This window comes from Thauera aminoaromatica (genome assembly GCF_000021765.1).
GTDB lineage: Bacteria > Pseudomonadota > Gammaproteobacteria > Burkholderiales > Rhodocyclaceae > Thauera > Thauera aminoaromatica.
The window spans coordinates 3,564,782-3,578,355 of sequence record NC_011662.2 but is presented as its reverse complement, the minus strand read 5'-3'; the positions used below and the strand labels follow the sequence as shown (position 1 = coordinate 3,578,355).

Sequence of the window (13,574 nt, the reverse complement as noted above, 5' to 3'; positions counted from 1 at the left end):
CCGAGGGGGGCTCATGAGCACCTCGACACGTTCGCCGTCGGTCACCGTCGTCCTCCCGACTCATGATCGGCCTCGACTATTGGCCGAGGCAATCGCAAGTGTCCGCGCTCAGAGCTGTGAGAACTGGAATCTGATCGTCGTCGACGACGCCTCGGAGCCGCCGGCGTCGATACCGGATGACCCGCGTTGCGCGCTCATCCGTAACGTCCGCAGTTGCGGTGGCGCCGAGGCGAAGAATGCAGGCGCCTTCCAAGCGCGGGGCGACTTGCTGGCATTCCTCGATGACGACGATCTCTATGCTCCGACCTATCTGGAGCGCGCAGTCGCGGCCCTTGCGGAGGACCCCGAGCTCGATGTGGTGTTCATGGGCGTCGCATGGTTCGGCGAGCGGAGCGAGGCGGGCCAGAGGGCCTACGAACAGGCGATGGGGGCGCTGATGTCGACCCTCCATCCGTTCTCCTCTCCCGGGGGGGGAGCCCTCGCTTTCGCGCCGGCGGAGTTGTTCCGCGGACTGCTGAGGACTGTGCCGATGGCGTTTCAGCGCCCGGTCGTCAGACGTTCGAGCTTCGAGCGGATCGGTCCGTACCAGGCGGATATCCTGCTCTGGGACTGCGACTGGGCGATACGTGCCGCACTGCACGCGAAATGCGCCCTTGTGACCGATGGCCTGTACATGCAGCGAGCATCGGGCCAGGGGTTTTCATCCAAGTCGGATCGACAAAGGGAGCATCTGCTCTCGAACGCCCTGATGAAGCAGCGCTTGCTGGAAGGCAATTTGAAAGCAGACGACCGGGCCGCGGTGCGTGACGCGTTGGTCGAGCTGTGGTTCGGTGCGGCTTGGTCGAGCAGCCAGGGTGGAGATCAACTCCGAGCGCTCGAATATCTGTGGAACAGTGCAAGGATCAGGCTGGAATTTGGGCAATTGAGGCTTCTGGTCCGGATCCTCGCACGAGCGATCGGTCTTGTCCGCGGCTGACCCGCGAGCCCGCATTGCTGCCTCGCGCGGCGATGTTCGGGAAACCACGAACGCAGAGTGTCCCGATGAGGTCGATGGATCGGGGACCGGGGCTGCCTCGGTCGACGCGCGGATCCTCACAATCCATCTTGCCGGATGAGCCTTCCGGCTCCACTCTCCCCTATGCCGAGATGCCGCCTCCATGGATGCCGTCAAGCACGCCGTGTTTCCGCAGGGCGCTGGAAGGATGCCCAGTATCGACGCCGCGAGGGCGATCGCCATCTTCGCCGTACTGGCGATTCACTGCGATCCCTTCATCGGGCCTGTGTATTCAATCGGACGAATTTCTCCGGGTGATCTGCTCGATCTGGGAGCGCGGTTCGCCGTCCCATTCTTTTTTGTCGTATCCGGCTACCTGCTCGGTGAGCGCTGCAGGAAAAGCGGGCGCGACCTGCGCGTCGTGAGCGGTTTTTCGGGTCGGCTGCTCGGGCTTGTCCTCTTCGGGTACGCGTTCTACCTGCTCTGGACCCCCGACTGGAACGCAGCGTGGGAAGGCGGATGGATTCGCCTTGCCTATTGGCGTGCCGCGGCGCTGTTCGGCGACGGCTGGAATCTGCTCGCCGGGCCGCGTGCGCATTTATGGTTCCTGCCCGCGCTGCTGATCGGGACCCTGCATGTGTTTGCGGTCACGCGCGTGAAGCGGCGCGTCCCCTGCCTCGTCTATTTCGCTTTGCTGTATGCGATGGGGCTCGGCGTCGGAGCATATGCAGACCACCCGTTGCTGGGGCCTCTTTCTCCGGGCGTGCCGGCGGGGCTCATGTGTGCGCCGTTGATCATCGCCACCGGATGGTGGTCGGCTGGGGACACGGTTCGCATGGGGCGCCGCATCGCCTGCCTCCTCTTCATCGGCGGCACGGTCGCCACTTTTGTCGAGGCCTGGACCCTGCTGCACACCTGCGGCGTCCCGCTGGAGGGGCATGATTTTCTGCTTGCCACGCCCTTTCAGGTCTGGGGGCTGTTAAACCTGCTCCGGTCGTATCCATCGTGGGCAGTGGGGACGCCCTTGCCCCAATGGGGACGTTACACGCTGGGGGTGTATGCCGGCCATGTCGCGGTGATGGAAGTCCTCGGCGCTCGTGAAGGCGGCGGCTTGCTCTGGGAGTTCCTCAAGACGCCGCTCGTCTATCTGCTCACCCTGGCCGTGGTTGGCCTTCTCGCCAGGTGGCCTCGCGTGAGGCCGTTCTTCGCCTAGCGGGTGCGGATGCCCTGATGGCTGGCAGGTGTTCGCCGGCCCGGTCCTTGCATTTCGGAGCCGGGGCAGCGTCTTGTCGGAGCCGGACTGGAGCGGTCGGTTCAGGCGTTGTGCTGCAGCCAGAGTTCGAGTTCGATCAGGATCCAGATCATCACCCCGTAATAGCTCGCATGTCCGGATGCATGCGCCTTGCGCAGAGCGTCGAGGTATGCGGGTCGGACGATTCCGCGCTGGGACAAGCTGTCGAGCGCGTTGTCGGCGAGGCTCTTCAGCGGACCATGGCTGTTCAGCCAGACGCCGAACGGCAGGCCGAAGCCGTGCTTGCTCTTGGTGATCGTCTCGTTCGGCAGAAAGCCCCGCAGCGCGTCCTTGAACAGCACCCGCAGCCGCCCCTTGTCCACCTTGTGCCGCGGCGTCAGTCGGCCCGAGAACTCGACGAGATCGTCGTCGAGAAATGGAAAGCGCACCTCCACGCCGGCGGCCTCGCACATCCGCGTGACCTTGCGCAGGTCGTTGTCGGCGAGGGTGATCTTGTGGTCGAGGTGCATCATGCGCTCGATGACTTCCGTCGAGGCGCTGCGGAAATAGGCGTCGCGTGCGAGTTTCAGTGGGCGTTCGGTGTCGACCGCGGAGAGGAATTCCGGCTCGAAGATCTCCTGCAGCGGATCACGATGCAGGAAATTGTAGGTCTCCAGACGGTCGGGCAGCGGGATGCGCGCCTGCCGGATGTAGCTCTGCGCCTTGCGCACCGGAAGGATCGAATCGCCGAGCGGAAAATTCATCACCAGGGGCTCGAGCAGCTTGCGCAGTGCTGCGGGCGTACGGTGATAACGCTCGAAAACGCCCTGCTTGGCATAGCGCTCGTTGCCACCGAAGAACTCGTCGCCGCCGTCGCCCGCAAGCACGATTTCGATACCGGTCTCGCGTGCCATCTTCGCGCAGAAATAGGTCGGTGCGGCCGAGGCATTGCCGAACGGTTCATCGTAGGCCGCGGCAATCAGCGGCATGGCTTCGACGATGTCGTCTGCGGTCACGTAATACTCGTGCGCCTCGGTGCCGAAGTGGCGCGAGGTGATGCGGGCATATTCGATCTCGTCGAAGCCTTCCGCACGAAAGCCGATCGAGTAGGTGCGCGCCGGCTGCCCGCTGACCTTCCCGAGCATCCCGCTTACCGTCGAACTGTCCGTGCCGCCGGACAGGAAGGCGCCGGTCGATCGCTTCTCGTCGTACTGACGGGCGACCGCCTGCTCTGTGAGGTCGAGGAATCGCTTGCGCAGGCTGGCCTCGTCGGCGTCGACTTCCGGCGCGTAAGGAAGCTGCCAGTAGAAGCGGCGCTCGAGGCGGCCGCCGGAGAAGCTCGCGCATTGGGCGGGAAGCAGCTTCTCGACGCCGGCGAACGCCGTATCGGGGCTTGGAACCATGTGGCAATAGAGGTATTCGTAAAGCGCCTGCCTGTCGATCGTCGCTGCCACGAGCGGGTGGCGCGCCACTGCTCGCGCGCTGGTGGAAAAAACCAGCGTGCCGCCCACGGCGGCGAAGCACAGGCGCTCCGCTCCGCAGCGGTCGACCGCGAGCAGGATCCGGTCGCGAGCGCTGTCGACGAGGACCAGGGCGAAGCTGCCCTGGATCGTTTCCAGGGCAGCTTCGCCGCTGTTCCGCCAGGCATCGAGCAGCGCGGCTGCGTGGCCCTCGCTATGAGCCAGCATGGCAAGCCGCGCGTCGGGCCAGCGCGGGTTCCCGAGCAGCACGGCCATGCTGCCCGAGCGCAGGTCGACCGCACTGCTCCCCGCGGGATGGGTGCAGGCCAAAACGCCTGCCTCGGACGTCTGCACGCGGATCTGTGCCGGTGCGAGCCCCTCGGCGGCGAGCATCGCAGCGAGTGCGTCCTGGCTTGCGACGCGTTCGTCCAGGTTGATCCAGCCGCACAGTACTCGTCGTATCGTCATCGTCTTGAATAGTAAAATTGATCACATCGCGGTCTATGGTAGCCGAGTAGGCTTCGCGCAAGTGCGGTGCAGTACACAGGTGGGCGGGGAAACGCGTACGGCCGTTGCATTCAGGTTCGCGACGGCCTGTGCTGGCTGGCGGGTCCGCCCCAACGATCCATGCGAGGTAGAGCGTCTTTACGATGTCGTTTTCAATTCTTGCTCTCGTGCTGTGGGGCGGAGCGGCGGTGCTGGCATTCCTCGTTGTGCACCGTGCCGCTGTGCGAGCCCTGTGGAACGAACCCGTGCTCGCACAGCCCGTGCTGATCGTCGAGAGCGACGACTGGGGTCCCGGGCCGGTGGCGGACGCCGACGCGCTTGCAGGGCTCGCTTCCCGGCTCGCCGCGGTGCGCGACCAGCGCGGGAGGCCGGCGGTGATGACCCTCGGTGTCGTGTGCAGCCTGCCGGACGGGGCCGCCATGCTGGCCGACGGCCTTGCGCGCTACCACCGCAGGGCGCTCGATGCGCCCGAGTTCGCGCCGATGGTCGAGGCGATGCGTGCCGGCTGCGGCGCGGGGGTCTTCGCCCTCCAGCGACACGGCATGGAACATTTCTGGCCCGATGCGCTGCTTGCGCGAGCCCGCGTCGATGCCTCGCTGCGCGACTGGCTGGCCGATCCGCAGGCGCGCAGCGAAGGGCTGCCGTCGCATTTGCAGAGCCGCTGGATCGACGCCTCGGTGCTGCCCAGCCGGCCCCTGGATCCCGCGGCGGTGCAATGTGCCGTCGATGAGGAGGCGCGGCTGCTCGAGCGCCTGTTTGGTGCGGCGCCGGTGGTGGCGGTGCCGAACACCTTCGTCTGGGACGACGCGGTCGAGCGTGCGTGGGCGGGGAGCAGCGTGCGCTGCATCGTCACCCCGGGGCGTCGCATCGAGGGGCGTGACGGCCAGGGGGCACTGATGCCGCCGACGCGCGTCATCCGCAATGGAGAGCGCACCGCCGACGGACTGATGCAGTTGGTGCGCGACGACTATTTCGAACCGATCCGCGGCCATCGGGCGGAACAGGTCTGGCAGGCCGTGGCGGCGAAGCGGCGCCTCGGCCGCCCGGTCCTGTTCGAGACCCATCGCGAGAGCTTCGTGGGCGCCGCAGCGGTCGCGCGCGCGGCGAACGACGAGCTGGAGCGGGCCTTGCGCGGGGTGCTCGAACGCCATCCGGACGTGCGCTTCCTGTCCACCGCCGAGCTCGCCGACGAACTGGCCGCTGCGGCCACGGGGCTCGTCACCCGTTCCTTGCCGCACAGGGTGGCCGTCTTCTTGGCCCGGGTCGAGCACGAGCCCGCGCTGCGGCGCTTCCTGAAATACAGCGGCCTGCGGTTCGCGCTCGCGCCGGTCTTCCTGATCGCGGGCGTGATGCATGGCCGCTGCGCCGCGCGGGCACGGTGATACGATCTGGCGCGCTTCGATCCCGAGATCTCCCATGCGGAACCGCTACCTGGTCCTCACCGAGCTTTTCCTGCCCACCAAGGGTGGCACCGCCGTCTGGTTCGACGAGGTCTATCGCCGACTCGGCGGGAAGGAGATCCACATCCTGACGGCGCAGGTTCCGGGCGCCGCCGAGTACGACCGCGATCACCCCAACAGCGTGCACCGCCTGAACCTGCAGCGCGTCGGCTGGCTGCGGCCGGAGTCGCTCGGCATGTACCTCAGGTTCCTCGTCTGCGCGCTGCGGCTCGCGCTCACGCGGCGATTCGATGCGATCCACGCCGGGCGTGCCCTGCCCGAGGGGCTGGTGGCTTGGCTCGTCGCCCGCCTGACCTTGCGCCCGGTCGTGATCTACGCCCATGGCGAAGAGCTCACCGGCTGGGGCCGCGGCAACAAGTACAAGGCGATGTGCTTCGCCTTGCGCCACGCGGACCGGGTCATCGCCAACAGCGATTTCACCCGCGACACCCTGATCGGGATGGGGGTCCGGCCCGAGCGCATCGTGCTCATCCATCCGGGTGTCGACAACGAGCGCTTCCGCCCCGGGCTGCCCGCGGGCGACCTGCGCGCGCGCCTCGGGCTGGGCGATTCGGCACGGCTGATCCTGTCCGTCGGACGCTTGAGCCGGCGCAAGGGTTTCGACACCCTGATCCGCAGCCTGCCGGCGCTGCGCGCGCGCGGCGTCGACGTGCATCTGGCGATCGTCGGCATCGGCGAGGACGCCGACTACCTCGACGGCGTGGCGCGGGAGGCGGGGGTCGCGGAGCGGGTGCATCGGCTCGGCCACGTGCCGATGGAGGACCTTCCGCGCTGGTACAACGCCTGCGATGTGTTCGTGCTGGCCAATCGCGAGATCGGCGGCGACACCGAAGGCTTCGGCATGGTGTTCCTCGAGGCGGCGGCCTGCGGCAAGGCGGCGATCGCCGGACGTGCCGGCGGCACCGGCTCGGCGGTGCTCGACGGCGTGACCGGCCTGCGCGTCGACGCGAGCACGGGGGCCGAACTGGTGGACGCCCTCGCGCGCCTGCTGGACGACCCCCCGCTGCTCGAGTCGATGGGACAGGCGGGGCTCGCGCGCGTGCGCCAGTCGCTGAGCTGGCAGGCGGTGGCCGAGCGCACCCGCAACTGCCTGCGCGCCTGAGCGATGCTGTTCAATTCGCCGCAGTTCATCTACCTGTACCTGCCGATCGTGCTGGTCGGCTTCTTCTGGCTCGCCGCCACGAGCCAGCGCCTCGCCGCGGCATGGCTGGCGGCGGCGTCGTGCTTCTTCTACGCCTGGTGGAACCCCATCTACCTCGGCCTGCTCGGTGCGTCGATCGTCTTCAACTACGGCATGGGCGTCCGCCTGGCGCGCGAGTCCGCACGTCCGGCCGGCCAGCGTCGGCGTGCGCTCCTCGTCTTCGCGGTGGGCGCCAACCTGCTCCTGCTCGGCTACTTCAAGTACTTCAACTTCTTCGCCGAAAGCGCCCGCGTCATCTTCGACGGCCACTGGCATTTCGACGCCATCGTGCTGCCGCTGGGGATCTCCTTCTTCACCTTCACCCAGATCGCCTTCCTGGTCGATGCCTGGCGAGGCGAGGCGAGGGAGTTCAACTTCGTCCACTACACCTTGTTCGTGACCTACTTCCCCCACCTGATCGCCGGGCCGGTGCTGCATCACCGCGAGATGATGCCGCAGTTCGCGCACGCATCCACCTACCGGCTCGACTGGGAGAACATTGCGGTCGGGCTGGCGATCTTCGGGCTCGGCATCTTCAAGAAGGTGGTCCTCGCCGACGGCATCGCGCCGCATGCCAACGCCGTGTTCCAGGCCGCCGAGGCCGGGCAGGCGCTCAGCCTGCTCGACGCCTGGGGCGGCGCGCTGGCCTACACCTTCCAGCTCTACTTCGATTTCTCCGGCTATTCCGACATGGCGATCGGCCTGTCCCGCATGTTCGGCGTCAAGCTGCCGCTCAATTTCGATTCGCCCTACAAGGCGGGCAGCATCTCCGAGTTCTGGCGGCGCTGGCATATGACCTTGTCCCGTTTCCTGCGCGACTACCTGTACATCGCGCTGGGCGGCAACCGCAAGGGGCCGTTGCGGCGCCACGCCAACCTGTTCGTAACGATGGTGCTGGGCGGGCTCTGGCACGGCGCGGGCTGGACCTTCGTGGTCTGGGGGGCGCTGCACGGGTTCTACCTGATGGTGAATCATGCCTGGCGCTGGCTGGTGGGCCGCCTCGGCCTGCGCGGCGGCCGGGCGTGGCGGGTGCTCGGCTGGGCGCTCACCTTCGTGGCGGTGGTCGTCGCGTGGGTGTTCTTCCGCGCGAACTCCTTCGATGCCGCGCTCGCCATGCTCGGCGCGATGACAGGCGCGAATGGCGTGGCCGTGCCGCCCGACTGGCTCAACGCGCTGCACTGGCGGCTGAACCGCCTCGCCGGCGAGATGGGGGTGGGCGCGGGACTGCTGGCCGGGCAGTTCGCCGATGCCTGGGTCTGGCGGGACCTCGCCATCCTGGCGGCGATCGCCTTCTTCGCCCCCAACACGCAGCAGATCATGTCCCGCTACCGGCCCGCGCTCGATTTCCGCGGCGGAGTCGATGAAGCGGGGCTGCTGCGTTTCCGTATCGGCACCCCCTGGCTGGTCGCGACCGTGCTGCTGCTCGCCACGGCGCTGACGCGGGGCGATGCGATTTCCGAGTTCCTGTACTTCCAGTTCTGATGCAGCCGCGCGCCTTTTCCCTCTTCGTCGTCGGACTCACCCTGGTCCTGGTCGCGGCCGCGTGGATGCTGGCGTGGTGGTTGCAGCCGGTCTATGGCGACCTGACCCGCCTCGGCGGGTACGCCGAGCGCACGCATGGCTGGAACGAGCCGGTGCTCGAATTCGATCCGCTTCCGACCTCGTTCGGCGAATGGACGCGGCCGGTGGACATCCTGGTGGTCGGCGATTCGTTCGCGAACCTGCGACCGGCCCAGCAATGGCAGAACCACCTCGCCGCAATGACCGGCTGGAGCGTGCATACGCTCGACGTCCATCGCGTAGACGTGGACGCCTTGCGCGCGTCGCCCCTGTTCGTGGAACATCCGCCGAAGGTGGTGATCTGGAACGTGGTCGAGCGCGGCCTGGCTGCGGATCACGCGAAGGTGGAGGGGCTGTGTCCGAGCTCGCGCCCCGCGCCGCCGCTCGCGCTGCCGCCGCCGATGGCGGTCGTGGCGCATGCCCGCGCGGTGCCGCGGCCGCATGCGCTGGCGGAGGCCAACCCCGGGTTCGCGCGCAGCTGGCTCTACCGCGGTGCCATGCGTGGTCTCTTCGGTGTGCAGGCCGGCAACACGGTGGAGGTCGAACTCGTGCGTGCAGACCTCTTCTCGTCGCGCGCATCCGCCCGCCTGCTGGTGTACGGCGACGATTTCAACAAGGCCGCCTGGAGTGCGGAACACCTGCGCCGGATCCGCTGCGCCCTCGCAGACCTGGCGACGCGCTTCCAGGCCGACGGACGGACGGTGTTCATGACCGCGCTGGCGCCGGACAAGTCGAGCGCGTATCGTCCCTGGGCGCGCGATCCCGCCCGACTGCCAGCCGAGCGGCTGGGCGAACTCTTCGACGGACTCGATGTGCCCGACGCCCGGCTCGACCTCGCCATTCGCGACGCCGTGGAGCGCGGTGTCGTAGACGTCTATATGCCGGACGATACGCACTGGAGCGGCGCAGGGCATGCGCTTGCGGCGCAGGTGATATTCGAGCGCCTGTCGCGCTTGCGTGCGCAGGCGGATGTCGCCACGGGCGAAGCGCGGGCGCAAGGACCCGAAGCGCCGAAATGACAGGAGACGATGATGGTTAAAGTGCTGCGAGCAGCCGTGTTGCTTGCCGGGTCGATCGCGATGACGGGCGCGAGCGCCGGAACGGAGGCTGACTACCAGGCGCTGCGCGCCTGGTGCGTGCAGCGCCTGCAGAACCAGAACAATGCCGCCTGGCAGGCGGCCAACAATCCGCAGAAATACTTCCACTTCCATCACTTCTGCTTCGGGATGCAGTGGGAGAACAAGGTGGTCGGCTCCGCCTCGCAGAAGGAGCGCGAGCGCTACGTCGGTTCGATCGTCAACGAGACCAGCTACATCATCAGCCATGCGGCACGGTCGCACTTCCTCATGCCGGAGGTCTATTTCCTGCGCGGCTGGGCCCAGTACTACGGCAAGCAGCACATCGAGGCGGAGTCCGCCCTGCTCAATGCCCTGCAACTGGACCCCCGCCATGCACGGGCGGCCGCGCAGCTGGCCACCCTGTACCGGGCGACCGATCGGCGCGCCAAGGCGGCCGAGGTCGTCCGCACGGCCCTGAAGCTTTCGCCGAACGACTTTCGGCTGCGCAAGATGGGCGAGGAGTTCGGCGTCGAGCTGCCGCCGCTGGTGCGCCCGCCCGCACCGAAGCCGGCAGCGCCCGACGAGCCGTCGCAGGCGGAGCCTGCAGACGCCGCTCCGGCCACCACCGAGGCGACAGTGACGCAGGAGGCGGCGACCGCGGCGCGTTCGGCGGCGCAGGTCGACCAGGATGCCGGCACCGCCGAGGGCGCTTCCCAAGGCTGCCGGTTCTGTCCCCCGGCGGAGATCCAGAAGCGCTGGCGCGAGTCGTTCGGCGAGCCGCAGAAACCCTGACCGCCCCCTGAAGACGACCATGTCCATCGATATTTCCGCCATCGTTCCGGTCTATCGCTCGCAGGCCATGCTGCCCGAACTGCATCGACGGCTCGTCGGCGCGCTCGAGCAGATCGGCCGGCCGTTCGAGATCATCCTCGTGGAAGACTGCGGCGGCGACGACTCCTGGAGCGTCATCGAGCAGCTGGCTGCGGCCGATCCCCGCGTGCTCGGCCTGCGCCTGGCGCGCAACTACGGCCAGCACAACGCCCTGCTGTGCGGCATTCGGGCCGCGCGCGGCGAGCTCGTCGTGACGCTGGACGACGACCTGCAGAATCCGCCGGAAGAGATCCATCGCCTGCTGGCCAGACTGGATGAAGGCTACGACGTCGTCTATGGTTCGCCACAGGCCGAGACGCACGGCTTCCTGCGCGACCAGGCCTCGAGGATCACCAAGCTCGCGCTGCAGGGGGCGATGGGCGTGGAGTCGGCGAGCAAGGTGAGCGCGTTCCGCGTCTTCCGCGCCCGCCTGCGCGAGGCCTTCGCGGCCTACCGCAGCCCGTCGGTCAATATCGACGTGCTGCTCACCTGGGGCACGACGCGTTTCGGCTCCGTTCTCGTCCGCCAGGACGAGCGTGCCGTCGGCGATTCCGGCTACACCCTGCGCAAGCTCATCAATCATGCGATCAACATGATGACCGGCTTCTCGGTCCTGCCGCTGCAGGTCGCCAGCGTGCTCGGACTGGCTTTCGGGTCGATGGGCTTCCTGGTGCTCCTGTACGTGCTCCTGCGCTATCTCGTCGACGGAAGCGCGGTGCCCGGATTCCCCTTCCTGGCCTCGATCATCGCGATCTTCTCGGGCGTCCAGCTGTTCGCGCTGGGGATCTTCGGGGAGTACCTGGCGAGGATGCATTTCCGCTCGATGGAGCGTCCGCCCTATGCGCTGCGATCCTCCACCGCTGCGCAGGGCGACACGGAGACTGTCCATGACCAGTGCTGCTGAAGCCGCCCCCTCCCACCCCCTGCACGGCCGCATCGACACGGCTGAGCTCCGCCTCGAATGGGCGGAGGCCCCCTGGGACACGGCGGTATTCGGCCATCCGGTGGTGCAGGTGTCGCGCATCGAAGCCCGCACGGGCGCCAGCGCGGCGGATCTGGCGCCCTTCGTCGCCGCATGCGAGGTCGGGGGCGTGGGGCTGGCGAGCTGCCGGCTCCCCCATGATCGGCTGCGCGAATCGATGCTGCTCGAGGAGGTCGGCTTTCGTTTCATCGAGATGGTCTTCCAGCCCGAGTTCGGCGACCTGCAGTCGGCCGGGCCGCGCGATGCACAGGGACTGGTGGTCGAACGAGCGCGACCTGAAGATCTGGAGGAAATCGTCGAGGTGGCGGGAGGCGCCTTCCGGAACGAACGTTTCCACGTCGACCCGCGGCTGCCATCGCGGCTTGGCGACCTGCGCTACCAGAACTGGGTGCGCAGCAGCCTCGAGCATCCCTCGCAACGCCTCCATGCCGTGCGCGAAGGGGCCGAACTGGTCGCCTTCTTCGTCACCGAGCAGCTTGCCGACGGCACCTGCTACTGGCATCTCAACGCGGTCGTGCCGCAGCGGCAGGGCAGGGGCTACGGCTTGCGCGCCTGGCGCGCGATGATGAACCAGGCGCGCCTCGAAGGGGCGACCCGGGTGCGTACCAGCATCGTGGCGCGCAACCATCGGGTGCTCAACCTCTATGCGCGTCTCGGCTTCAGCTTCCCGGCGCCCTCGATGACTTTCCACAGGGTTCGGGTTGCATGAGCGCGCAAGCCACCCTGGGCCAGTTCGTCCGCTACGCGACGGTGGGGCTGGCATCGAACGTGGTGCTCTACCTGGCATATCTCGCGCTGACGGCGACAGGCGTCGGGGCCAAGCTCGCCATGAGCGTGCTCTATCTGCTCGGGGTGGTGCAGACCTTCGTCTTCAACAAGCGCTGGTCCTTCCGTCACGGCGGGATGCACGGGCCGGCGTTCGTGCGCTACTGTCTCTCCTACGCAGCGGGTTACCTGCTCAACCTGGTCGCGCTGATGGTGCTGGTCGACCGCATGGGCCATCCCCATCAGCTCGTCCAGGGCGTGTCGATCGTCGTGCTCGCGATCCTGCTGTTTCTTCTGCAGAAGTTTTGGGTCTTCCGTCCGAATTCCGTTCCTCACTCGCACTCGACCGGGCCGCAGCCATGAACATCCCCTTCAACAAGCCCCACATGACGGGCAAGGAACTCTGGTACATCGCCCAGGCCCACGCCAACGGCCACCTTGCGGGCGACGGGAACTTCACCCGCCAGTGCTCGCGCTGGCTCGAGGCGCGTACCGGTGCCTCCAAGGCCTTGCTGACCCATTCGTGCACCGCCGCGCTCGAGATGGCGGCGATCCTCGCCGACCTGGAGCCGGGCGACGAGGTCATCATGCCGGCCTACACCTTCGTGTCCACCGCGAATGCCTTCGTGTTGCGGGGCGCGGTGCCGGTGTTCGTCGACGTCCGCCCGGACACGCTCAACATCGACGAGCGTCTGATCGAGGCGGCGATCACCGCGCGCACGCGCGCGATCGTGCCGGTGCACTACGCGGGCGTCGCTTGCGAGATGGACACGATCATGGACATCGCCCGCCGCCACGACCTGCTCGTCGTCGAGGATGCCGCGCAGGCGGTGATGGCGAGCTACAAGGGCCGGCCGCTCGGCGCGATCGGGCACATGGGGGCGCTCTCCTTCCACGAGACCAAGAACATCATCTCGGGCGAGGGTGGCGCCCTGCTGGTCAATGCTCCGGGGCGCGCCGAGCGCGCGGAGATCATCCGCGAGAAGGGCACGAACCGCTCCCAGTTCTTCCGTGGCCAGGTGGACAAATACACCTGGGTGGACATCGGCTCGTCCTACCTGCCCGGAGAACTCATCGCCGCCTTCCTGTGGGCGCAGATGGAGGAGGCCGACAGCATCACCCGTCGCCGCCTGGGCATCTGGAACACCTACCACCAGTGGTTTGCCGAGGCCGAGCGCCAGGGCAGGCTGCGGCGCCCGGTGATCCCCGCACATTGCGGGCACAACGCCCACATGTACTACCTGCTGCTGCCGGGGCTGGAGCAACGCACGGCCTTCATCGAGCGCCTGCGCGGCCTCGGGATCCACTGCGTGTTCCACTACATCCCGCTGCACGATGCGCCGGCGGGCCGCCGCTTCGGTCGTGCCCACGGCGAACTGAGCGTCACCGAGAACATCGCCGACCGTCTGGTGCGGCTGCCCCTGTGGCTGGGCATGGAGGACGCGCAGGCCGAGATCATCCAGCAAGTGCTCGCCGCGCTCTGAGCGCCGCCTGCCACCCGCACGAC

Annotated in this window: 12 protein-coding genes; 11 read left to right on the top strand and 1 reads right to left on the bottom strand. The window is 67.6% G+C overall.

Annotated features, from left to right (window positions below):
* Positions 1-13 precede the first annotated feature (13 nt).
* Both TMZ1T_RS20300 and TMZ1T_RS15730 read left to right on the top strand, forming a co-directional pair.
* Entirely contained in the window at positions 14-976 is a 963-nt protein-coding gene (locus TMZ1T_RS20300; RefSeq protein WP_012585888.1) for a glycosyltransferase family 2 protein, read from the top strand.
* A 181-nt stretch (positions 977-1,157) separates the two neighbouring features.
* Entirely contained in the window at positions 1,158-2,207 is a 1,050-nt protein-coding gene (locus tag TMZ1T_RS15730) for an acyltransferase (protein ID WP_012585887.1), read from the top strand.
* A 101-nt stretch (positions 2,208-2,308) separates the two neighbouring features.
* On the opposite strand, the gene TMZ1T_RS15725 is transcribed toward TMZ1T_RS15730, so the two are convergent.
* A complete protein-coding gene (locus tag TMZ1T_RS15725; RefSeq protein WP_041589687.1) occupies positions 2,309-4,078 on the bottom strand; it encodes an asparagine synthetase B family protein in 1,770 nt (589 codons plus the stop codon).
* Positions 4,079-4,437: 359 nt separating this feature from the next.
* Here TMZ1T_RS15725 and TMZ1T_RS15720 point away from each other — a divergent pair, with 359 nt between their 5' ends.
* From TMZ1T_RS15720 to rffA, 9 genes are read left to right on the top strand one after another with little or no spacing between them, the layout of a single operon-like run.
* Positions 4,438-5,574 (top strand): hypothetical protein, encoded by a 1,137-nt coding sequence (locus tag TMZ1T_RS15720; RefSeq protein ID WP_261788984.1) that lies wholly within the window; start codon positions 4,438-4,440, stop codon positions 5,572-5,574.
* A 34-nt stretch (positions 5,575-5,608) separates the two neighbouring features.
* Positions 5,609-6,754, top strand: coding sequence for a glycosyltransferase family 4 protein (locus tag TMZ1T_RS15715; RefSeq protein ID WP_004299606.1), 1,146 nt, complete (start codon positions 5,609-5,611; stop codon positions 6,752-6,754).
* Positions 6,755-6,757: 3 nt separating this feature from the next.
* Positions 6,758-8,314, top strand: coding sequence for an MBOAT family O-acyltransferase (locus tag TMZ1T_RS15710; protein WP_004299604.1), 1,557 nt, complete (start codon positions 6,758-6,760; stop codon positions 8,312-8,314).
* On the top strand, positions 8,314-9,411 hold the full coding sequence (locus TMZ1T_RS15705; RefSeq protein ID WP_012585884.1) for an alginate O-acetyltransferase AlgX-related protein: 1,098 nt from the start codon (positions 8,314-8,316) through the stop codon (positions 9,409-9,411). Before TMZ1T_RS15710 ends, TMZ1T_RS15705 begins: the two co-directional genes overlap by 1 nt.
* A 12-nt stretch (positions 9,412-9,423) precedes the next feature.
* On the top strand, positions 9,424-10,242 hold the full coding sequence (locus TMZ1T_RS15700; protein WP_012585883.1) for a tetratricopeptide repeat protein: 819 nt from the start codon (positions 9,424-9,426) through the stop codon (positions 10,240-10,242).
* A 19-nt stretch (positions 10,243-10,261) separates the two neighbouring features.
* Positions 10,262-11,224, top strand: coding sequence for a glycosyltransferase family 2 protein (locus TMZ1T_RS15695; RefSeq protein WP_012585882.1), 963 nt, complete (start codon positions 10,262-10,264; stop codon positions 11,222-11,224).
* Positions 11,208-12,011, top strand: coding sequence for a GNAT family N-acetyltransferase (locus tag TMZ1T_RS15690; RefSeq protein WP_012585881.1), 804 nt, complete (start codon positions 11,208-11,210; stop codon positions 12,009-12,011). The genes TMZ1T_RS15695 and TMZ1T_RS15690 overlap by 17 nt, the downstream gene beginning before the upstream one ends.
* Positions 12,008-12,430, top strand: a complete 423-nt coding sequence (locus tag TMZ1T_RS15685) for a GtrA family protein (protein ID WP_004299595.1) — start codon at positions 12,008-12,010, stop codon at positions 12,428-12,430. The genes TMZ1T_RS15690 and TMZ1T_RS15685 overlap by 4 nt, the downstream gene beginning before the upstream one ends.
* A complete protein-coding gene (gene rffA, locus TMZ1T_RS15680) occupies positions 12,427-13,551 on the top strand; it encodes a dTDP-4-amino-4,6-dideoxygalactose transaminase (RefSeq protein WP_004299592.1) in 1,125 nt (374 codons plus the stop codon). Before TMZ1T_RS15685 ends, rffA begins: the two co-directional genes overlap by 4 nt.
* The last annotated feature ends 23 nt before the right edge of the window (positions 13,552-13,574 follow it).